This window comes from Lientehia hominis, from assembly GCF_021044755.1.
Taxonomy (GTDB): Bacteria; Bacillota; Clostridia; order Lachnospirales; family Lachnospiraceae; genus Lientehia; species Lientehia hominis.
The window spans coordinates 1-20,531 of sequence record NZ_JAJNOR010000005.1 but is presented as its reverse complement, the minus strand read 5'-3'; the positions used below and the strand labels follow the sequence as shown (position 1 = coordinate 20,531).

Annotated in this window: 24 protein-coding genes; 23 read left to right on the top strand and 1 reads right to left on the bottom strand. The window is 45.2% G+C overall.

Features of this window, described 5'->3' with window-relative positions; translation table 11 throughout:
• The 3 genes from LQE92_RS08925 to LQE92_RS08915 are packed head-to-tail and all read left to right on the top strand — an operon-like array spanning window position 1 to window position 1,403.
• Window positions 1–345: a hypothetical protein gene (locus LQE92_RS08925; protein ID WP_231062636.1), complete on the top strand. Its 345-nt coding sequence runs from the start codon at window positions 1–3 to the stop codon at window positions 343–345.
• Window positions 326–529, top strand: a complete 204-nt coding sequence (locus LQE92_RS08920; RefSeq protein WP_231062635.1) for a hypothetical protein — start codon at window positions 326–328, stop codon at window positions 527–529. Before LQE92_RS08925 ends, LQE92_RS08920 begins: the two co-directional genes overlap by 20 nt.
• Before the next feature lie 34 nt (window positions 530–563).
• The gene (locus tag LQE92_RS08915; RefSeq protein WP_231062634.1) at window positions 564–1,403 is read left to right on the top strand and encodes a DNA-methyltransferase; all 840 of its coding nucleotides are present in this window, start codon (window positions 564–566) and stop codon (window positions 1,401–1,403) included.
• A 213-nt stretch (window positions 1,404–1,616) separates the two neighbouring features.
• On the opposite strand, the gene LQE92_RS08910 is transcribed toward LQE92_RS08915, so the two are convergent.
• On the bottom strand, window positions 1,617–1,877 hold the full coding sequence (locus tag LQE92_RS08910) for a hypothetical protein (protein ID WP_231062633.1): 261 nt from the start codon (window positions 1,875–1,877) through the stop codon (window positions 1,617–1,619).
• Between the two features lie 95 nt (window positions 1,878–1,972).
• Between LQE92_RS08910 and LQE92_RS08905 the strand changes: the two genes are divergently transcribed.
• From LQE92_RS08905 to LQE92_RS08810, 20 genes are all read left to right on the top strand, one after another.
• Window positions 1,973–2,266, top strand: a complete 294-nt coding sequence (locus LQE92_RS08905; protein ID WP_231062632.1) for a hypothetical protein — start codon at window positions 1,973–1,975, stop codon at window positions 2,264–2,266.
• A 54-nt stretch (window positions 2,267–2,320) separates the two neighbouring features.
• Entirely contained in the window at window positions 2,321–2,737 is a 417-nt protein-coding gene (locus tag LQE92_RS08900) for a sigma factor-like helix-turn-helix DNA-binding protein (RefSeq protein WP_231062631.1), read from the top strand.
• A gap of 267 nt (window positions 2,738–3,004) precedes the next feature.
• Window positions 3,005–3,520 (top strand): hypothetical protein, encoded by a 516-nt coding sequence (locus LQE92_RS08895; protein WP_231062630.1) that lies wholly within the window; start codon window positions 3,005–3,007, stop codon window positions 3,518–3,520.
• A gap of 78 nt (window positions 3,521–3,598) precedes the next feature.
• Window positions 3,599–4,075 (top strand): transposase, encoded by a 477-nt coding sequence (locus tag LQE92_RS08890; RefSeq protein WP_231062629.1) that lies wholly within the window; start codon window positions 3,599–3,601, stop codon window positions 4,073–4,075.
• Entirely contained in the window at window positions 4,062–5,261 is a 1,200-nt protein-coding gene (locus tag LQE92_RS08885) for a PBSX family phage terminase large subunit (protein ID WP_231062628.1), read from the top strand. Before LQE92_RS08890 ends, LQE92_RS08885 begins: the two co-directional genes overlap by 14 nt.
• Before the next feature lie 14 nt (window positions 5,262–5,275).
• Window positions 5,276–6,712, top strand: a complete 1,437-nt coding sequence (locus LQE92_RS08880; RefSeq protein WP_231062627.1) for a phage portal protein — start codon at window positions 5,276–5,278, stop codon at window positions 6,710–6,712.
• A 13-nt stretch (window positions 6,713–6,725) separates the two neighbouring features.
• A complete protein-coding gene (locus LQE92_RS08875; RefSeq protein ID WP_231062626.1) occupies window positions 6,726–8,291 on the top strand; it encodes a phage minor head protein in 1,566 nt (521 codons plus the stop codon).
• 56 nt (window positions 8,292–8,347) lie between these two features.
• The gene (locus tag LQE92_RS08870) at window positions 8,348–8,503 is read left to right on the top strand and encodes a hypothetical protein (protein WP_231062625.1); all 156 of its coding nucleotides are present in this window, start codon (window positions 8,348–8,350) and stop codon (window positions 8,501–8,503) included.
• 134 nt (window positions 8,504–8,637) lie between these two features.
• Window positions 8,638–9,225, top strand: coding sequence for a phage scaffolding protein (locus tag LQE92_RS08865; protein ID WP_231062624.1), 588 nt, complete (start codon window positions 8,638–8,640; stop codon window positions 9,223–9,225).
• A 13-nt stretch (window positions 9,226–9,238) separates the two neighbouring features.
• On the top strand, window positions 9,239–10,264 hold the full coding sequence (locus LQE92_RS08860; RefSeq protein WP_231062623.1) for a major capsid protein: 1,026 nt from the start codon (window positions 9,239–9,241) through the stop codon (window positions 10,262–10,264).
• Between the two features lie 15 nt (window positions 10,265–10,279).
• Window positions 10,280–10,558 (top strand): hypothetical protein, encoded by a 279-nt coding sequence (locus tag LQE92_RS08855; RefSeq protein WP_231062622.1) that lies wholly within the window; start codon window positions 10,280–10,282, stop codon window positions 10,556–10,558.
• Window positions 10,559–10,563: 5 nt separating this feature from the next.
• Entirely contained in the window at window positions 10,564–10,905 is a 342-nt protein-coding gene (locus tag LQE92_RS08850; protein ID WP_231062621.1) for a hypothetical protein, read from the top strand.
• The gene (locus LQE92_RS08845) at window positions 10,905–11,243 is read left to right on the top strand and encodes a hypothetical protein (protein WP_231062620.1); all 339 of its coding nucleotides are present in this window, start codon (window positions 10,905–10,907) and stop codon (window positions 11,241–11,243) included. The genes LQE92_RS08850 and LQE92_RS08845 overlap by 1 nt, the downstream gene beginning before the upstream one ends.
• Window position 11,244: 1 nt before the next feature.
• Window positions 11,245–11,598, top strand: coding sequence for a hypothetical protein (locus tag LQE92_RS08840; RefSeq protein ID WP_231062619.1), 354 nt, complete (start codon window positions 11,245–11,247; stop codon window positions 11,596–11,598).
• Window positions 11,599–11,617: 19 nt separating this feature from the next.
• Window positions 11,618–12,196 carry a hypothetical protein gene (locus LQE92_RS08835; protein ID WP_231062618.1) on the top strand — a complete coding sequence of 193 codons (579 nt, stop codon included), beginning with the start codon at window positions 11,618–11,620 and terminating at the stop codon, window positions 12,194–12,196.
• Window positions 12,197–12,208: 12 nt separating this feature from the next.
• Window positions 12,209–12,667, top strand: a complete 459-nt coding sequence (locus LQE92_RS08830; RefSeq protein WP_231062617.1) for an esterase — start codon at window positions 12,209–12,211, stop codon at window positions 12,665–12,667.
• Window positions 12,668–12,798: 131 nt separating this feature from the next.
• Window positions 12,799–17,454 carry a phage tail tape measure protein gene (locus LQE92_RS08825; protein WP_231062616.1) on the top strand — a complete coding sequence of 1,552 codons (4,656 nt, stop codon included), beginning with the start codon at window positions 12,799–12,801 and terminating at the stop codon, window positions 17,452–17,454.
• Window positions 17,455–17,510: 56 nt separating this feature from the next.
• On the top strand, window positions 17,511–18,329 hold the full coding sequence (locus LQE92_RS08820; protein ID WP_231062615.1) for a hypothetical protein: 819 nt from the start codon (window positions 17,511–17,513) through the stop codon (window positions 18,327–18,329).
• A 46-nt stretch (window positions 18,330–18,375) separates the two neighbouring features.
• Window positions 18,376–18,801: a hypothetical protein gene (locus LQE92_RS08815; RefSeq protein WP_231062614.1), complete on the top strand. Its 426-nt coding sequence runs from the start codon at window positions 18,376–18,378 to the stop codon at window positions 18,799–18,801.
• A 948-nt stretch (window positions 18,802–19,749) separates the two neighbouring features.
• A complete protein-coding gene (locus LQE92_RS08810; protein WP_231062613.1) occupies window positions 19,750–20,502 on the top strand; it encodes an ORF6N domain-containing protein in 753 nt (250 codons plus the stop codon).
• The last annotated feature ends 29 nt before the right edge of the window (window positions 20,503–20,531 follow it).

The following is a 20,531-nucleotide window of genomic DNA, read 5'->3' as shown; positions in this document are numbered from 1 at the left end:
ATGTGCACAATGAGGATAGAGGAGTGCCTGCGCTGCCCGTACACGGATACTTGCGACCTGGATGTATTGCCGGAAGAACGGGCCATGCAGGACAGGCTGGACCGGGAGCTGGAGATCGTGGAGCCGGAAGTCTTAAGACGCCGGGAGACACTGAGAAGATACAACAGGTCCGATAAGGGCAGGTTGCGCAGCAAAAAATACCTGGAGTCTGAGAAGGGGAAACAGGCCCAGGAGAGAAGGGGCCGGAGGCGGATAGAGAACGGTAAAAACGCCGAATACTGCCGGAGATATTATCACAGGCAAAAGGCTTTGAGGGAGGCACATCATGAGCAGACCGATCACTGACGCCCAGATAGCCGAGATCCACCGCCTGCGGGATGAGGGATACAGCAGGCATCGGGTAGCAAAGATGACCGGACACACCAGCGAGACGGTCGATAACCACTGGTTTGATGCCGATTATCTGGAGTGGGTGGATGGGTTCAGGGTCCGCTGGGAGAACATGAGAAAAAGATTTAAGCGAAAATAAGCAGAAAGGAGACGAGCCCCGGCCGGGTGATGACATGTCGGCTCCTAGAGCAATGAAAACGGAATTATATAACGATAACTTTCAGAATTATAAGCGGTATGGGATACCAAAGGCACAGCTTGTCATAGCGGATATCCCGTACAACATAGGCAACAACTTTTATGGCAGCAATCCCATGTGGTACAACGGCGGAGACAATAAAAACGGCGAGAGTAAGCTTGCCGGAAAGGCAGCGTTTAACACGGATTTTAATTTCAACATCGCGGAATACTTCCACTTCTGCAACCGGTTACTAAAAAAAGAACCAGAAAAGAGCAATGGAAGAGGGAAGTCATCAGATGCTCCATGTATGGTTGTGTTCTGCAGTTTCGAACAGATGCCGACGGTAATAAGATATGCCGAAAAGCACGGGTTTAAGCATAACATACCACTGGTATTCTGCAAAAACTACAGCCCACAGGTTTTAAAGGCCAATATGCGGATATGCGGGGCGACGGAATACGCCTTATTGCTCTACCGGGACAAGCTGCCTAAATTTCGAAACGGCGGACACATGGTCTTCAATTGGTTTGAGTGGAAAAGGGACAGCCCAAAGGATTATCCCAAAATCCATCCGGCACAAAAACCCGTAGGTGTCTTAAAAAGGCTCATAGAGATCTTGACAGATCCGGGGGATGTAGTGATCGACCCATGCGCCGGAAGCGGGACGACCTTACGGGCCTGCATGGAGTTAGGGAGAAACAGCTATGGATTCGAGATATCCAAAGAATTTTATCGGCGAGCCAAAAATGAAATGCTGTCCGGCGTAAAGGTATCTACTGATGGTGTAGAGGGACAGAGATGCCTAGAGGAATATCCAGGGGTGATGCCATGAAGAGAATGTGCAGCATGTGCCGTAAAGCGAAAGAGGAGACGGAATTTCGGTACATGAGAAAGAAAGACCGCCACAATAGCTACTGCAAGGATTGCGAGAGGATATACCAGCTGTATTACCAGAGGGTGAGAAGAGAGCTGTTAAAAGGTGAGAGATATGGATAGATCAGTAGATCACGATGATAAGTATGACTATCCGGGGGTGATGCCATGATTACTTCTTTTCCTTGACGTCTTCCAGGAGGGACAAGGAATCAGCGAGCAGTTCAGATTTGCGGCGCGCCTTGCGTTTGGAATCTCCCGTGATCAGATAATATTTAAATGAAAAGCGCCGGATTGTTTTTATGATGATACCTGCCACGAAGGATAGAACAATCCCCACGTATATAGGGGTCATTTTAGGCGATAAAAAGATTGTTTTAAGATTATTCAGCAAGTTAAAAAAAGAATCATTTAAGATACGCTCCCAGTCCATATATGCTCCTTTCATGTAGCATGGTCTATAAATTTAGTATAAGGGAAGTGACACTGGGAGTCAATCCGATAAAGGGAAAAGAAGGAGGATAATCTATGACCAACGGTACCAGGATCCGATATAGAGACAATGAGCACCTGGCAGATATCATAAAGTGTCCGTATCCGGTAGAGGACAGGCCGTGCGACAGGCTGGCGGAGGAACGGAACTGCAAGAGATGTAAGATGGAATGGCTGGAGAGGGAGGAAGAAAAAAGACACATGAAACCATACAAAGAAATCAGGGCGACTGGAAAAGCAGACATTGAGGATGTGACTACACAGAGAATGATTGGGTATCTGGTGCGGGCTGGAGCCAAAGTTGCACAGGAAGAAACCGCCCATGAATAGACCACGGTACAATCACGAGGTTGCCGGATAGAGCCAAGAGGGAAGGGGAGGCCATTGGACAGAGATCAGTTGAAAAACTATAAGCCACTAAAACGGGAATTGAAGATGCTGGACAAGGTGCTGGAGAAGCTGTATAACCGCCGAGGGGACATTCCGACAGTCATGGGGAAGGTGATGTCTTCCAGCAAGGATTTCCCATACATAGAAACCCATATCACCGTAGAGATGGAGGCGCCGAAGGAAGCCGACGAACTGGGCCGCAAGATACGGGAGAAGGAAGAGCGGAAAGAAGAAGTCCGGAGAGAGATCCGGGCAGTAGAGGAATTTATCGAAGGTATGCCGGAAGGAGAATACAAAAGGATTTTCGAGTTATGTTTCCTGGAGGGGATGAAACAGGATGAGATTGCTGATATCATGAATTACAGTAGAGCTCGAATATCGCAAAAAGTCAACGAATATCTTCAACATTAACACAATTAACATTTTAGTGTGATATAATTATAATAGAACGATTAGAACTAATCGTCGGTGATCATACTTTTCTCCACCTCCCTTAAGGCTGCCACGGGGTCAAAGCCTGGCAGCTAACTAAAGTCAGCAGTGTATAGACTATAAGCTGCAGGTCCCGGGATCCGGGATAATAGAGCACCTGGTTACGGCTGGGTGCTTTTCCTCCCCTCTTTTCAAAAATGTTTTTTTAATGTATACTGAAAGAAAATGTGTGGGGGAGACATAAGGATGAATTGTGCACAAATTATAAGGGGTATAGCTCAAGCAATAATTCTGTTATTGCAAGTTTTTATAGCGTCTTGGACTCTAAATTTAAGTAAACAACAAAAGAAAGGTGTTTTTCAAATATCATATAATAATTTTGGTGCTGGTGAACGAGACGGAACGAAAAAACAATGGAATTATGACTTAGGGGAAATGTTAGTATTTTATAATATCGGCGATGACTTTGCCAAATTAACAAGGTCGATTCTCATAGTCAACGGGCGCCAGATTACAAATGACGCATTACCCTTGGAAATGACGTTCGGCAATAAAAAAGGGCAATTTGATACTTATTTGGTTGATTTAGGAATGGATGAACATCTATTGAATGAGTCACTTATTAATGTCGAATTAAACCTCGAGTTGGAAAATAGCACGGGATATAAATACAAACAGATTATCAGCATTCAATTTGAGAAAATTCAAGATCATTCAGTATGGTCATTAAGAAAGTATAATTGGATTATTAAAAAAAGGTAATTTGATCAAGAGCCGCCTCCGGGTAGGCTCTTTTACATTGCGAAAATACCCAGATAGGAAGGTGAGGTGAGCCAGTGTATGGCAAAAGGTAAATATCAGGACTGGCTTACGTCAGAAGGGCTGTTAAAACTGGAAGGATGGGCCAGGGATGGACTGATAGATGAGCAGATAGCTGGGAATATCGGTATTAACCCGGCTACGCTTTACGACTGGAAAAATAAATATGCTGAGATTTCCGAGGCCTTAAAAAAGGGCAAGGAGGTCGTTGACAGGCAGGTAGAGAATGCTTTACTTAAAAGGGCGTTGGGCTATCAATACAACGAAGTGACCAGTGAAATATGCGATAATGCAAAGACTGGAGAGACATCAATGCGGATCACGAAGATTGTGACGAAACAGGTAGCTCCTGACACTACTGCACAGATCTTCTGGCTTAAGAACAGGAAGCCCAATGAATGGCGGGACAGACATGACATAAAAACTACCAGCATAGAGGATTCTGTCGGCACCTACCTTGACAAGCTGGGGGAGGCGGTAAAGGATGGGTCTGGATGATTTATACAGTCCCAAACAGCAGGAAGTCCTTCGATTTGCCATGAATCATGATTATTTTATGCTGATCAATCACGGGGCAAAGCGTTCAGGTAAAACAGTAATAGATAATGATCTGTTCCTCCATGAGCTACGCCGGGTACGACAGATAGCAGATCATAACGGGATTGTTCTGCCGCAGTACATCCTCGCCGGCTCTGACTTGGGAGCAGTTCAAAGAAATATTCTAAATGAGCTAACAAATAAGTATGGTCTGGAGTTTCAATTTGACCGCATCAACCGATTTAAACTATTCGGTGTACAAGTATGCTGCTTCGGACACTCAAAGATCAATGATCTTGGCAGGATACGAGGCATGACAGCCTACGGTGCATATATCAACGAAGCGACGGTGGCTAACCCGGAAGTATTTAACGAGATCAAATCTCGATGTTCTGGTGATGGAGCGAGACTTCTGGTAGATACGAATCCAGACAGCCCTTCCCACTGGCTGAAAAGGGATTATATAGATAAGGCAGACGGAAAGACAATCGTAGATTTCCGCTGGAAATTACGGGATAATACGTTCCTGTCAAAGCGATATATCCAAAATATAATAGACACAACTCCGTCAGGGATGTATACAGACCGAGATATCAATGGAGGATGGGTGGCGGCTGCGGGCATTGTTTATCCGGACTTTGACCGCAAGGTACACTACATCCGAAAAGACAAGATTCCGGAAATCGTGCGGCACTTTGTTGGTGTAGACTTTGGGTGGGAACATCCCGGGGTATTTCTCCTGATAGGGGAAGGGATAGACGGGAATTTATACATCTTGAAGGAATGGTGTAAAAAGCACTGTTCCATTGATGATTGGATCAAGATAGGCCTGGAACTGGAGGAGAAATATGGATATATCAATTTCTATTGTGATTCCGCCAGGCCGGACCTGATATTTGAAATGCAAAGAGCTGGATTAAGGGCGATAAAAGCAATGAAAGATGTGACCGCGGGCATTGCGGAAGTGGCGACGCTGTTTAAAACGCGTCGTCTTTTTGTTGTCCGGGATCAGGCAGAGGAATTCGATAAGGAGATCGATACTTACGCCTGGAAAGAGGGGGCAGAAGAACCGGTGAAGGTAGAGGATGATGTGATGGACGCCATGCGATATGGAATCTACAGTGACAAGAAATATGGAGAGAGGTGACGGGAATGAGCCTGATGGATTTACCGATATTTATCATACAGGAGTTATCTGGCCCCTACGGGCCGGAGATGACGGAAAAACTGCGCCGGATCGTAGAGTGGTATAATATCTATGCTGCAGGAGCGGAATTTGAAACCGAGCAAGAAGAATCCGAAGAATTTACACCGACAAGACTGAGGTCTAGGAAGATCAAACGACTGATCAGCAAACAGGCAGAGTTCATGGTCGGGAAAACTCCAGATATTAAAATATCCTGTCCGAATGAGAAGAAAACAGATCAGGGGAAGCCGAATGAATCGGATATGCAGGAATATATTAAAGAGGTGCTTAAGAAAAATCTATGGTCTGATAAACTTTTGAAAGGGGCAAAGGACTGTTTTATCGGTGGGAAAGTTGCTTTAAAAGTAAATGTGACCCCTGATAAACTGGGGATCATGTTTGTACCTGCAGATGGTTTTTTTTATGAGACGGAGTTGGATGATGTGGATGTCCTGAGAAAGGTCGTCCTTTTTTATTGCGTCAACGACAGTGAGGATAAGACGGAGCAGCGTTGGTGGCGGCAGCGATACCGGATGGATAAAGGCCACTGCTATGTATCGGAGAGTCTGCATGATGGATACGGCGAGACCGTACCGGGACATGAGATAGAGGACAGAGATACAAAGCTTGATCGGATTCCAGTGTATGTTATTGTCAATGATGGCCTGTCGGGTGACACGGATGGGGAATCTGATGTAGATACGATCATGGATGAGGACTCCTGGTATAATAAGATGCGGTCTGCAAATCTGGACAGCATCCGAAAAACCATGAACCATATCACCTGGGTTTCCGGTGCATCACCAAAAGCTTTTGAAAAACTCACCAATACGCCGGGGGCTGTCTGGGATCTGCAGGCGGACCCCATCAACCAGGGAAGGATACCTTCCGTTGGTACAGTGGAAAATTCATTTTCTTACAAAGAAGCTTATGCGGATACCCTTGGAAACATCTCGGAGAATATGCACGACAGTCTCGGGATTCCGGAACTAAGCCTTGAAAAAACGCAAGGGCTTATGACATCAGGCAAGGGGCTGAAGATGCTGTACTGGCCCCTTATCTGCCGTTGTGAAGCGAAATGGACCGCCTGGAAACCGGCACTGGAATGGCTGACCGAGATGGTCTTGTATGCGGCCGATGTGTTTCCGAACCTCAAAAAGATATATGGCGATTTCCGGACAGCGGATCACGTGGTCACTATTGACAATCAGTATCCTCTTCCGGAAGATGAAGCAGAAGAGCGTACCCTTGATTTACAGGAAGTCGGCGTTGCCCGGTCTATAAAATCCTATCTGATGGAATGGGGAGGCCCAGACCACAAAGGTCTGACAGATGACGAAGCAGACGCAGAGATAGAGCAGCTTATCCAGGAAAAGCGCATGTTAGAAGATAGCTTTGCCGGTGAAATGTAAGGCGGTGTGATAGATGCCATATGGACATATCAGGCAGTATGAAGATCTGGTACAGGAAGCCCAGGCGAAGAGAATGCGGATTACACGGAGGCAGAAGCGGCAGATTGCTGATCTGTACGGAGATATTGCCTCAGAGTTTGGGCACAGCTTGGCCGGGAAAAGCGAAAAGTCTTTGCAGTACCGCTGGCTGAAAGATTATGCTAAATCCTTAAAGGGGCAGAGTGAGTCTATATACAAAGAACTGCAAGGGATTGTAGGGAACAGCATTCTGGATACCGCAAAGGCTACTACAGGGGCGCAGGAGGCGTTCTGGGGCGGCATTGCCCCGCGGATGTCGGAACGGTTCCGGGATGTGTTTTCAACAATTCCGAAGTCTTGTGTGGATGAGCTGATGAACGGAGGGATCTATAAGGATTTCACTGGTTTGTCAGAGCGATTGTGGAATTATCAGGGAAAGTTTAATCAGGATATAGGATATATCATCAACAGAGGAATCCTTGAGCAAAAGTCCGCTTATGATCTGGCGAAAGACCTGGAACTGTATCTGAAACCGGGGGCAGCGAAACCTTGGAAATGGCAGAAGGTGTATCCACGTAGTAACCAGATGGTGGATTACAATGCACAGCGTCTGGCTCGGACTTCTGTCACCCATGCTTATCAGCTGTCCTTCCAGCGGAGTACGCAGGATAATCCATTCATAGAACGATATCAGTGGCATTCCTCTAACGGCGGCCGAACCTGCGATCTGTGTAGGCAGCGGGACGGAAAATTGTTCGACAAGGACGATGTACCGTTGGATCATCCGAATGGCGTGTGTATTATAACTGCGGTCATAACAAAGTCTTATTATGAGATCGCAGAGGAACTAAATGACTGGGTTAATGGAGGCGAGAACCCGGCGTTGGACAGATGGCTTTTTCCTGATGAAGATGAGGATGCTAAGGGACTTTTCAAAGGGATTTTTAGACAGAATATTTCAAAACAGCTGGATTCGTTTGACAGGCATGTTAAATATATCAGTAATCCACATGTTTCAGCATTGCTGCAACAATCCAGAAACCGTGTAGAATTTAAGAAGTCGTATGAACAGCGTTCGTATTATAGTCATAAGGACGGAAAAGTCTATCTATCTGCTGATGCGAAAGGGGATGTGATCGCCCATGAATTGTTCCACGAGATTGATGAAGCCTACGGGATTACAAGCAATGGAGCACTTACAGAAAATATTCTTCTGGATTATAGGAACATAGTCTTGAATGCTGAAAAGAATGGAAAAACAATAATAGAAATGTTATACTCGACTCATCCGGAAGCGTTCAGAAAAAATGGTGCAAAACTAAAGGCTGAATACCGGCCGATCTCGGATATGCTAAGCGGTGCAAGTGGTGGAGAGCTTCGTCTTGGCTTTGGACATAGCGCGGAATATTGGAAAAAGCCTAAAAAAGTTGAAAAAGAAGTATGGGCCCAATTTGGAAGAATAGAGTATCAGGATGATGACCAGGTATGGATATTGGTAAATGACCTGTTTCCCAATGTAAGCCGGGAAATTTTCGGAATTTTGGAAAGGATGATAAAGTAGTGTATTATGGAAAAATGACAGATGAACTCAACAAGTTATACGAGGAGTACTACGAAATGTTTGAAGATTATCCTGACTGTCATGAGGAGCTTGAATACGGGGATATAACTTATAAACTATATATCAGGGATATTAAGAAGGCACTGAAAAAAGGTAAGCCATTAACAGATATTGTGAAATTCAAACACATAGATGGAGATTGGGATAGTTAGATATTTTATAAAATAATCGCTCGGAGAAATCCGGGCTTTTATTATACTCAAAATTCGCTTGGGCGCGGGCGTAATCGGCGCGGGTACACGGGGACGCGACCCCGATAACAAGCGTAGTATCGGAGGGAGTAACAATGGATAGGAAATTTTTAGAAGGCCTCGGTCTGGAGAAAGATACTGTTGAAAAAATCATGGCGCAATACGGAGTTGATATCACCGGCTACCAGACGCAGAAAGGCACGGATGAGGCCACGATTAAAGCACTGCGGGAAGATATTATTAAAAAGGGAAACCGCATTGCAGAGCTTGAAAAAGTCGACGTTCAGGATTTGCAGACACAGCTGCAGCAGGAAAGGGAAGGCCGGGAAAAAGACCGAAAAGAGTATTCTCTTCGCTCCCTTCTGGCGGCGGAAGGATGTACAGATGTGGACTATCTTCTGTATAAGTTGGGAAACGCCGTAGAATTTGATGATAAGGGAAAAGTAAAGGATCAGGAAAATTTCATCAAATCTACGAAGGAAACCTATGCGGCACAATTCCAGGAAGCAAATACAGGTGGAACAGGCGGCGCAGGAAACTTTCCACGAAACCATGACAGTCGGACCCCGGATGAAAAGAACCCTTATACCCAGAAAGGATGGAACCTCACGGAACAGATGCGCCTTGAAGTATCTGACCCGGAGCAGGCTAAGAAACTAAGAATGGAAGCAAAGATTGAATAGGAGGAATTAAACTATGGCAATAACAACAATTGCAGATTTGCAGATCGTACCGTCTAAATTTACGGAATATACTCTGCATAGGACAACTGAAAAATCCACTTTGGTGAAAAGTGGGATAACTACTTCCGATCCGGAAGTATCGAGAATTATAGACGGAACGCCAAAAGGCGGCAACCTGATCACCATGCCTTTTTATAAGCCGCTGACTGGTGAAGATGAGGTGTTTGGCGAGGAAGAGATTGGCGTGGATAAGATTACTACCGATAATGAGACAGCAACTTTACTGGTTCGTCAGAAAGGCTGGGGAGATAGCGATCTTTCAAAGGTGTTCGGCGGAACCGACCCACTGGCTGCCATTGCAAACCTGATCTCGGATTGGTGGAATGAAAGAGAGCAGGCTGTGATGCTGTCCGTACTTAAGGGCATTCTGGATCCGTCAAAGGGGGCGCTGAAAGAACATGTACTGGACGTATCTGCAGCAGCAGGGACGGATTGTATCATTGGTGTGGATAACACTCTGGACGCAAAACAGCTGATGGGGGATGCCTATGACAAATTGGGAATGGTATTTATGCACTCAGCCACCTATACTCAGCTGCAAAAGCATCAGAACATTGAGACAGAATATGATGCAACCCTGCAGATAAAGATCGATTATTATTTGGGTTATCAGGTGATTGTGGATGACGGGATGCCCTACGATTCTACAGAGAAGACCTATATGACCTATTTTCTCGGAAAAGGTGTGTTTGCCCGTGATGATGGAATGCCGCGCGGTTTAGTGGGAACAGAGACTGATCGAAATAAGAGAAAAGCAGAGAATATACTGATCAATCGTCGAGCCCTGGTCATGCACCCGTTAGGTTTGGCGTGGAACCCTTCCGCGACAATGACCGGCGGAAAAAAATATGCGGCTAATACCGATCTCGAAAAACCGGCAAACTGGACGCGCAAGAAAGATCTAAAAAACATTCCGATTGTAGCTTTAAAACATAAAATTGAAGCTAACCCGGCAACACCGGAAGCGCCGGCTAATTAAACAGGAGGATAAAACATGGCACTGAATGAGCAGGAGCAGGAAGAGAAGCTGAAAGAACTCAAGCTGAATCTTCGAGAAAAGGAAGTGCCGTTTTTCGATGAAGAGGAGCTAAAATATCATCTTGAAAGAGCGGGGAATGATGTTGATTTAGCGTCGTATCACTGCCTGGTGATCAAGGCCGAGGAATGCTCGTTGAGCGTTTCCGGCCTTTCTCTGGCAGATTCCTCCGCCTACTGGATGCGGCTGGCGGCTATGTACCGTCCGAACTGCACGGTTATCACGAAAGGCGGGTGAGTGACATGGTACACCAACTGCATCAGTTAAAACAAGCCATAAAATGCCGGGGAATGGATTGCTCATTCATAAGACAGGGCGAAAACGAATTTCATGAACCCGTGGGAGAAGTGGAAGTCCTATCCTGCAGGGGACTTTTTCACGAGGCCAATGGATTTCTGAATGTCTCACTGATAGAGTCCGGGAAGGTGTATACAAAGAAAGAATCTAAGTTATTAGTTCTATATCACGCCGAGCTTCAGAAGGAAGATACCGTGTTGATCGAAGGGGTGAGATACAAGGTGATTGGCATAGATGACTTGGGGAACCTTCATTTGTGCCTGGACTTATCTCTGGAGGTGGTCTGATGTTCGATATGGGAGACTTGAAGCAAGGGATCGTTTTTCTTCCTGACAGAATGAAAAAATCGTTGATGGGATTTGGAAATACAGCGGCGAAGGACCTGCAGGGAAAAGCGCAGAGCAATCGTCCCTGGACAGACCGAACCGGTCATGCAAGGCAGAGACTGAAAGGTTATTGCACAGAGAGCGAGGATGGACTGAGAATCTATCTTGCTCACGGGGTGGATTACGGCGTAAAACTGGAATTTGGATATGAAAAGCGGTACGCGATCATTTATCCCACCCTTCGTAAGTGTGGACCGGAGATCATGGCCGGATGCAGGAAGATATTGAGAGGACGATGAGATGGAATGGAAAACCATATATAGACATCTAAAAGAAGCCGGGTATGAGGTGTATTCCCTGGGGCAGCACAAAGGAGACTGTACATCTCCGTATCTGGTGCTGAGAAACAATGGCGCCGGATTGGATCACAGCGTCTCAGTGCAAGAATATGAAATCCTACTGTATTATCCGGTAAATAGGTACAGCGAATTTGAAGGATACATAGACGGCGTGAGAACCTGTATGAACAGCCTGTATCCGCATGTAACGCTCGTGGATGACCAGCAGCCCCATTATCCTGACGACGATGTAAAAGCCTACATGACAAGCTTGATCTATCAGGTACAAAAGGTAAGCAATGTAAACCGATTTTAAAAGAAAGGAAGTATAAATTATGGCAGAAGCAACACCGAAAAGAGGTACAGAAAAAGCAACGATTGACTGCTGTATGATTGTTGTAACGACAGAAGAAGAATCACCGAGGTGTATCGGGATCACATCTGGAACGAAATTGAGTGTGGAACCCCAGATGGAGACGACCGATGCCGTGAAGCTGATGATAAAAGGAACTCTTAAGGCGCAAAAGCCGGAGAAACAGACCCTGACTGGACATACGATAACTCTGACAGATAATCTGACTATCCTGGAACTGATCGAGATCCTTCAGGGTGGGTTCCTTACAAAAGATGCAGAGACACAGAAGATCACAGGCTATACGCCGCCGGCGTCAGGCGAAGAGTATACACCCGTGAAGTTTAAGCTGGATGCTTATTCCGCGCAGATGGCTGGGTCCGATATCACCGGTTATGAAAAGGTGTCTTATCCTGGGTGCACTGGACAGCCGGCGGGACTTAATTCCGAAGATGACGTGTTCCGGGCAACTGAATATACGATCAACTCTGCGCCAGGGAATGGGGAAGCACCGTATACCATTGCATACGTGGATGTACTGCCGACGATTGCAACAGCATAAGGAGAATGGAATATGGTAAGTAAACTGGAGGAATTAAAAAAATATGCGGGAGGCTCCGAAGTGGAGCTTCCCGGTTTTGTCTCTGATGAGCCATTTGTGGTAAAGCTGAAACGACCGTCTCTTTTGGAAATGGCAGAATCCGGGACCATTTCCAATCCGCTTTTGGGAACGGCAGCAGAGCTATTCCGGGATGGCGTGACAAAGCCGATAAACAGCGGAGAGAAATTTAAAGACATGGCGCAGGTTCTCCATTGCATCGCAGAGGCGGCGCTTGTTGAGCCGTCCTATCAGGAGCTTAAAGAAGCCGGCATCCAGCTGACGGATTTTCAGCTACTTCACATCTACGATTATGTACAAACGGGGGTGAACGCCCTTAAATTGTTTCGTGAAAAGCAAGGAGCTAATGCGAGTAATGAATCTGGCACGGGCGCGGAAAACAAGCGCCAGCCAGGTGCTAAGAATCGAAGATGATTATGTATCATTCTGCTTGGATGAAGCCTGCGAGTATATCAAAGGCCGTATGTATGATGGGGAATCCCCTGTCTACGAGACGGAAGTGACCAGCATGAGTGAATTTTATGCAAAGTTAGGAGTGTAAGGCAATGGAAGAACTGGGCATTGCAAAAGGGTATATTGAGCTGGATCTGACCAATATGGAAACATCCGTTGCCAGCGCGACTAAGGAATTGGATAAGATCGAGAGATCGGGAAAACTGGCTCAGTCAGAGATCAATAAGCTGGAAGCGGTGAGCAAAGGGACCGGAAACGCCTTTCATGACGCTGCGACAAAGGCAAAGACACTCTCGACAAACATTGAGCAGGCAAAGAGTAAATGCAATGTTTATAAAAGAGAGATCGAGGGCCTGAATACGATTATCTCCCGGTCAAAAAGCGAACAAAAAGACCTGAATGAAAAAATCAGCGCAGCAAAACAAAAATACAGTGAAGCGCAGGAAAAGGTGAAGAATCTCTCTGGAGCGTATAAAGAAGCTCAAAATGAAATCAAGGCTGTCACAAAAGAATATGGGGAGAACAGTACTCAGGTACAAGCGGCCATTGAAAAAAACCGAGAGATCACAGACAGTTATGAGAAGGCTCGGGATAAATCGGAGAAATACCGAAATGAACTTTTCCAACTGGAAAATAAACACGATGCCTTGGGAGTGGAAATAGAAGATGCTGGCGAAAAGGTAAAGGAATTTCAGACCGACTTAAACAACACGGAAGTAGCCGTGAGCCAGATGAGCCGGGAGCTGGAGCAGGCACAGAGCAAAGCCACGGTATTCGGTGGAGCCATGAAGGAAGCCGGCACAAAGATGCAGACCATTGGGGACGGGATGAATCGGATGGGAAACGGTCTTACCCTGGGGATAACAACACCATTGGTGGCGGCAGGAACCGCAGCGACAAAGCTTGCTCTGGATGCTGGAGATAGTTTTGCAAAAGTCTCCACAATTGCGGACGAGACTGTGCTCGGCATGGATGAAATAAAATCCGGCGTGATGGAAATATCCGACAAAACTGGTGTTGCTGTGACGGAGTTCAACGAGGCTTTATACCAGACTATTTCTGCAACCGGAGATACTGCAAATGCCATTGGCTATACGACAATTGCTGCAAAAGCTGCGAAGGGAGGTTTTACCGATACCGCAACCGCCGTAGATGGTTTGACTACCATCATGAACAGCTATGGCCTATCTGGTGTGGATAACATGCAGAAGGTCTCTGATATGATGCTGATGACGCAGAACTATGGGAAAACAACCTTTGGTGAACTGGCAGGTAGCATGGGTCAGGTGATTCCCATTACGTCCCAGCTTGGTATGAGCATCGAAGAAGTCATGTCCATCATGGCGACGCTGACCAAAAACGGTATTGGAACCTCTGAGGCGGTAACGGGCCTTAAAGCAGCACTGTCCAATATCATCAAGCCAACCTCTGAAGCTTCAGATGCCGCTGCCGCTCTTGGACTTGATTTTTCTGCCTCTGCCTTGCAGAGCAAAGGCCTTACAGGAGTCATGGAAGATGTAAAAGCCGCCTTGCAGACAGCAGCTCCGGAATACGCAAACCTGTCTGAGAAAGTAGGACAGAATCAGGCCAGGATGGCAGAGCTGGAAGAACAGGGGAAGAAAAGTTCTGAAGAGTACAAGAATCTTAAGGCCGAAACGAAAGAACTCTCTGGAAGTATGGACGCTCTCGCACAGGCATCGGACAGTCCCATAGGGGGTTTTGCTACCTTATTTGGCTCTGTAGAAGGTCTTAACTCTATGATGGTCCTGACTTCCGAGACGGGCGCGAAGGACATGCAGGGCGCAATGTCAGCCATGCAGGACAGCGCAGGTGCCACGGAATCCGCGTTCGAGAAAATGAATGATTCCGACATGGGGAAAATCAAAAAAGAGATCAATAAATTAAAAAATGCTGGAATCAAGGCCGGGGAACAACTACTTCCATTGATCACGAAGGGAATAGAGTTCATTGGTGATCTGGCGGAAAAATTTTCTGACCTATCTCCTGAGCAGCAGAAAACAATTGTGTATACCGCCGGATTTGCGGCCGCATTAGGGCCGGTTCTAAAAATTGCCGGTTCTACGACAAAGGGAATCGGGAGCCTTACGAAAGGGATAGGTGGGTTGCTTGAGAAGGCCGGAAAGAAGGCTCCCCTGAAAACTATGTCCGATGGCGTGGCAGATGTGGCAGGAGAAGCGGGAAAGGCGACGTCAACTATGGGTGGTTTTTCAGGCGTTTTGTCAAAGCTTGCCTCGCCAACTGGGGTAGCGGTACTTTCTGCGGCGGCAATCGTAGGGATTGGAACCGCTTTTATCATTGCCAGAAAAAAAGCTGTGGAAGCCAATCTAAAGGAGCACTTCGGAGACGTCAAACTATCTGCGGAGGAAGTGGAGGACGTTGCCAAACGCCTGACCACTACGGATTGGACGGTCAAGGTCAGTGCAGCCGTTGAGGCGAAGGAGCAGTTAGAATCTCTGGAGAGTGATTTACGGTCAACCGTTCAGGAAATGGACAAAGCGGCCTGGAAAATCAGTGTCGGTCTGGAGCTGTCCCAGGAGGAACGGGAGGGATACAAAGAATCCGTATTAAGCTACGTGAACCAGGTGCAGGATTATGTCGAGCAGCAGCATTATACGGCAACTCTGGCGATAGACGCGCTTTTGGAACCGGGGACGGCGGCATACTCCAATTTGTCCGAATTTACAAAGGAATTTTATAATGGAACATCGCAGGAATTAAAGGCTCTGGGCGATGAGCTGGCACAAGCGGTCGATGATGCCTGGGCTGACGGGATAATGGACGATGATGAATTTGCCGTGATTGAAGAAAAGAGGCAGAAGATTCAGGAATACATGGAAAAAGTATCTCAGGCCGAATACGAAGCTTCGCTTGGACGAATTGTTGCCAGCGCGCCAAAAAATGGATCAATTGACGCAGAAAGTTTTCAAAAGCTGCAGGAGGAAATCCATAATCAGATTCAAGAGCGCCTGGACGAAGCAGATCAAGCATATGATACGGTTGTTGCAGCATTAAATATGGAGTATCCGAACGGGGGCGAAGATTACGAGAGGATTCTGGCTGATATCAACAGCCAATTTTATGCGAAACAAGGAGAAATACATTTAGGTGCGATAGAAGCTGAGATTGATACCATTCAGGGAAACTATGAAGCAGCAGCAGATGATGCAGCGGACGAGTTCGCAGAAGGTATTTCAACGACATTTACAGATAAGTTGGAACAGTATCCAACGGATATAGGTGGATTTTTTGACGCACTAGAAATGGATTTCATGAAGGGTGCTTCCGATATGGATGGGCCTACGAAAGACGCTGTAGGAAAACTCTTGAAAAACATGGAACCGGACATACAAGAACTGGAGAGCATTGCACAAAAGTACCGGGATATGGGAGAAATCCCTCCTGACAACATCCGAAAAGGACTGACCGATTATAATAAACTGGCTGCCATGACGGGCGATGTCGACGCATCTTATAAACTGCTGGCAGATCAGGTGGCGGATTCGCCAGAGCTTCAGAACACGATCTCAAACGCTATAGAAGCCGGACAGCAGATACCGAAAGGGTTGGCCGAAGCACTGGAAAATAACTACGGGATTGTGTTTGATGCGGGAACAGGTGTAATGGAACAGGTACTTACCGCGGCAAAGACCAGTTACCCGGACATTGAAAGTGCAATGGAAGCCCTGGGAATGGGTGTGCCTAGTAATCTGGCGAGTGGTATTAATGCGATGAGTCCGGAAGTCCGGGACGAAGTATTGGGGATGCTGAATGAGATGGCTAACGGAATAGCCATTCAGGAGCCGCAGATACAGAGCCTTTTTAACAACTTAGGTATTAATGCTTCCGATAGTTTAATTGGATCGCTAGTAGGGCAGGAGCCGAGCGTACAGGCCCAGGCGGTGAGTCTTTTGGGGCAATTGAATCAGGCGGATGAAGCAATGCGGCCGGGAATCCTTGGTAAGCTAATGGAACTCGGTATTGCTGTGGACGATAGCCTTGGACAAGGGATGTATGATAATATTAAATTTGTACAGGGCGCTGCCAAAGGAACAATCGAGGCAGTAAATAAGTCTACGGGCGAACAGATAGGCATAGTTACGCCACAATTTGTGGAAAACTTAAAAGCAATGGGAATAACAGGCATCGAAGGAATGGAGTTGGTGCTGAATGAATCCAACTTAAATCCGCCTACGGTAGAAGACCCTTCGGACGACTGGAAGAAGAAAGCAAAAACCGGACGGGATGAGATGCAAAACCAGCTCAGTAAGAATCCTCTTAAAGCATTTATCCAAACGGTTGCACAACAGTTTTCAGGTACGGCCGTGAGACACGCCAACGGTGGCTTTGTCAGAAATGAGCAGCTCTCCTGGCTGGCAGAAGGGAATAATCCAGAAGTCGTAATACCGCTCAGTACATCAAAGCGGTCACGGGCGTTGAGCCTTTATGAGCAGACCGGCGCCATCCTGGGAATGAACGATGCTTCGGCGGCATTAAGGGCAAGTACCTTTGATGATTTTACAACTTCGGGAATGTTTAAAAACGAACTTATTACAATCCAGGCTCCCAGCGTTGATACCAAAGCCTTAGCGAAAGAAATCGCAGCATTGCTTCAAATTAAGCCAGAAGTAACGGTTGAAATGAAGGACGGGGACGTGTACATGGACAGCGAGCGTGTTGGAAGGAAAACGGCTCCAGTAGTATCGAGAGTTTTGTCAAAAAAGCTTTGAATTTACCCTCCCGCGGAGTATAATAAAATTAATATATTTTACGGGAGGGAATTTATATGAAAAAGGTATTATGTGTGGGTATTGTATTAATATTGTGTTGTAGCTTATTTGGATGTGGGGATGATAATGCTAGTTTCGCTCCTGTTTCTACCGCACCTTCAACTTCAAAATCTTCTAATCACCAACCGAGCGATGAATATTCTAATAAGATTAACACACCCGTTAACGAAGGGTATACTGATTCTTCGTCTGAAAGTCAGCAATTATATAACGATGGTGTACAAGTTGTGTCTACTAAGTTAGTAAAAGATGTTGGAAATAGTGGAGTTGTTGTTTATTTGAGCGAGCTTAAAAATGTTAGCGCTGCTACAATACATTTTGATGATGTTTCTATTGATCTATTCGATATAGACGGGAATATAATTAGCACTGATAAACTTGCATCTATTAGTCCTGCCACTTTAAACCCAGGAGAATCAGCATATATTTGTGAAGGTCTTTTAACTGAGGATGTTCCAAATGAGCAAATTGGAACACCAGAAATTCATTATTCAGTTGAAAAATTGACAAAATATCGTGAATGTGATATGGAATTTACTCCAGGTGAATTAGAATATGATTCCAGTTGGGGGACGTCAATGCTCGGTCAGCTGACTAATACTGGCTCTTCGGATTATGATAAAGATGTATTTGTAGTTATTCCTGTGAAAAACAGTAAAGGAGAGATGGTTACTGTATTAAGGGGAAGCGTGGATGGACTAAAGGCAGGAGAGACTAAAGGCGTGGATGCTAATGATGGTTTGCTTTTGATGGGAACGATACCTGAAGAATGTACTTACTCACAAATAGTTTGCACTCATGGTGATTATCGTTAACAATATCGTGTTCATAATTAGAGTGTATATTTATAGGAGGATTAGTATGAAAATGGGATTGAGGACACCGTCATATAAAAAATCTTTTAAAGCAAAAACTACAGGGAAAGTTAATAGGAACACGAAGAAGGTGATAACTCCAGGATATGGTCAAAAGGGAATGGGAGTTATTAAAGACCCTAAAAGAGCTATGTACAACAAAGCTTATAATAAAACAACTGTAGGAATTAATGATATAAATCATAACGAAAAACATTCTAATTATATAAACGATAGCCCTCCGAGCGAAACAGGTATTGGTAAAATCGTAGCTTATGTAATATCGACAATTTTGATGATTGTTGGTATCATATTTTCCTATCAAGGAATTACAGGTAATTTAGATATAATAGCTGGTTTAGGTAAAGCTTTGCTGGGCTTGGTAATGTTTATAATTGGTATCGTAATTGCGCTTGTAACAAGAAAATTGTAACTACTCATATGAATAGCAAACCCGCTTACAAATTTAGGCGGGTTTGTAATATACAAAAATAGATTTCAATCCACAGTCTATGTGACTGACAAAATTAGTATGGCGCATGATAGAATGATATGATAAAATCTGGATAGGAACAATCGTGTTACAGGGTGGCTGACCTCTATTCTACATAGGATGGGGGTGGTGCAGATGAGACATTTTGATTTTAAAGACCTGATGGCCTTCGGAATGTTTATCATTGCATTGCTGACATTCGTTTTTACGTTTATCAGATAGTGCATTAAGCATAGAAAAACCACCCTGAACTTGACCGGGACGGGTGGGATTTCTAATTTCATATTCTGGTCAGCCACCTTGTGGGCGGTTGTTCCTTTTCTATGTTTACTATAACATTTTCAGGAAAATTTATCAAGGAAAATTTAAAGAGCGGGTGACCGTTCTTTTTTATTGGAGGTATTTATGAAACTAATTGAACATAGGGGAGAAGTCCTGTCAGAGTATGCTCCTGACCTCCCCATAAGCCAGGTAAGGCGTTGCGAAATGCAGCGTCTTTTTTAATTCCGTAGGTAGGGCGGAAAAATAGTTGAAAAACCTCTTGACTTTTGCCAGACATAATATATAATAGAGTTATGCCAGACAAAAGTGAGGTGAGAGAATGAGTCCACGGACAGGCAGACCAACGAATAATCCTAGACCAAACAAAATAAGTATCCGAATTAGTAATGAAGATAAAAAAATTTTGGACAGATACTGTGAAAAAGAAAAGGTCAATAAGACCGAAGCCATCAGTAGGGGGATTAAGAAGTTGGAAGAAAAATAAAACAACCGTCGCACCTACCACAGCACAAACGGTTGTTTTCCAAAGAAGTTTCCTTCTGTAAATATTATTATAATGCAGATTGGAACTTCTTTCAAGAACAATTTTGAAAGGGGATTTATATTATGCAAAGTTTAATAGTTACAGTAAACAATCAAGACATGACAGTTAAAGAATTTAGAGGTCAAAGAGTAGTAACATTTAAAGATGTTGATATGGTTCATAATAGACCGGAGGGAACGGCGGGGAGAAACTTTAGAGAAAATAAGGAAAGGTTTATTGCCGGTGAAGATTATTTTAGAATTTGTCCCGACGAAATTCGTCGCAACAAGATAATGGGTATTTCTTCAAAGGTACAACAGGATATGGTATTTCTAACGGAATCCGGATATCTTATGCTTGCAAAGTCTTTTACTGACGATTTAGCATGGCAGGTGCAGCGGCAGTTAGTGAAATCATATTTCAAGGTCAAAGAGCAGAAAGAGTCTAAACAAGACCGTACAGAGATTATGATGATGAACGCCCGCAGCCGTATGGCTCAAACTTATATGAAACTGGCTCAGGTGGACACACTTTCCAGTACATATAAAAATGTTCTTGTGTCAAAAGCAAGCGAAGTTCTGGCCGGGGAACCAATCATACCGCTACCCGCCATTGAACAGAAGAAGGCTTATTCTGCAAAAGATATCGGTATTATGTTTGGGATTTCCGCGAACAAGGTCGGCAGGATTGCCAACCAGCATCGGTTAAAGACGGCACCTTTTGGTGAGTACCGCAGGGACAAGAGTCAACATTCCGCGCATGAGTGTGATACCTGGGTGTATTTTGACACAGTGATACCGGAATTTGAACGTATTCTCGGAATCGAGGTGGCTTGATATGATGAAAGTTGCTGATATTAGAGAAG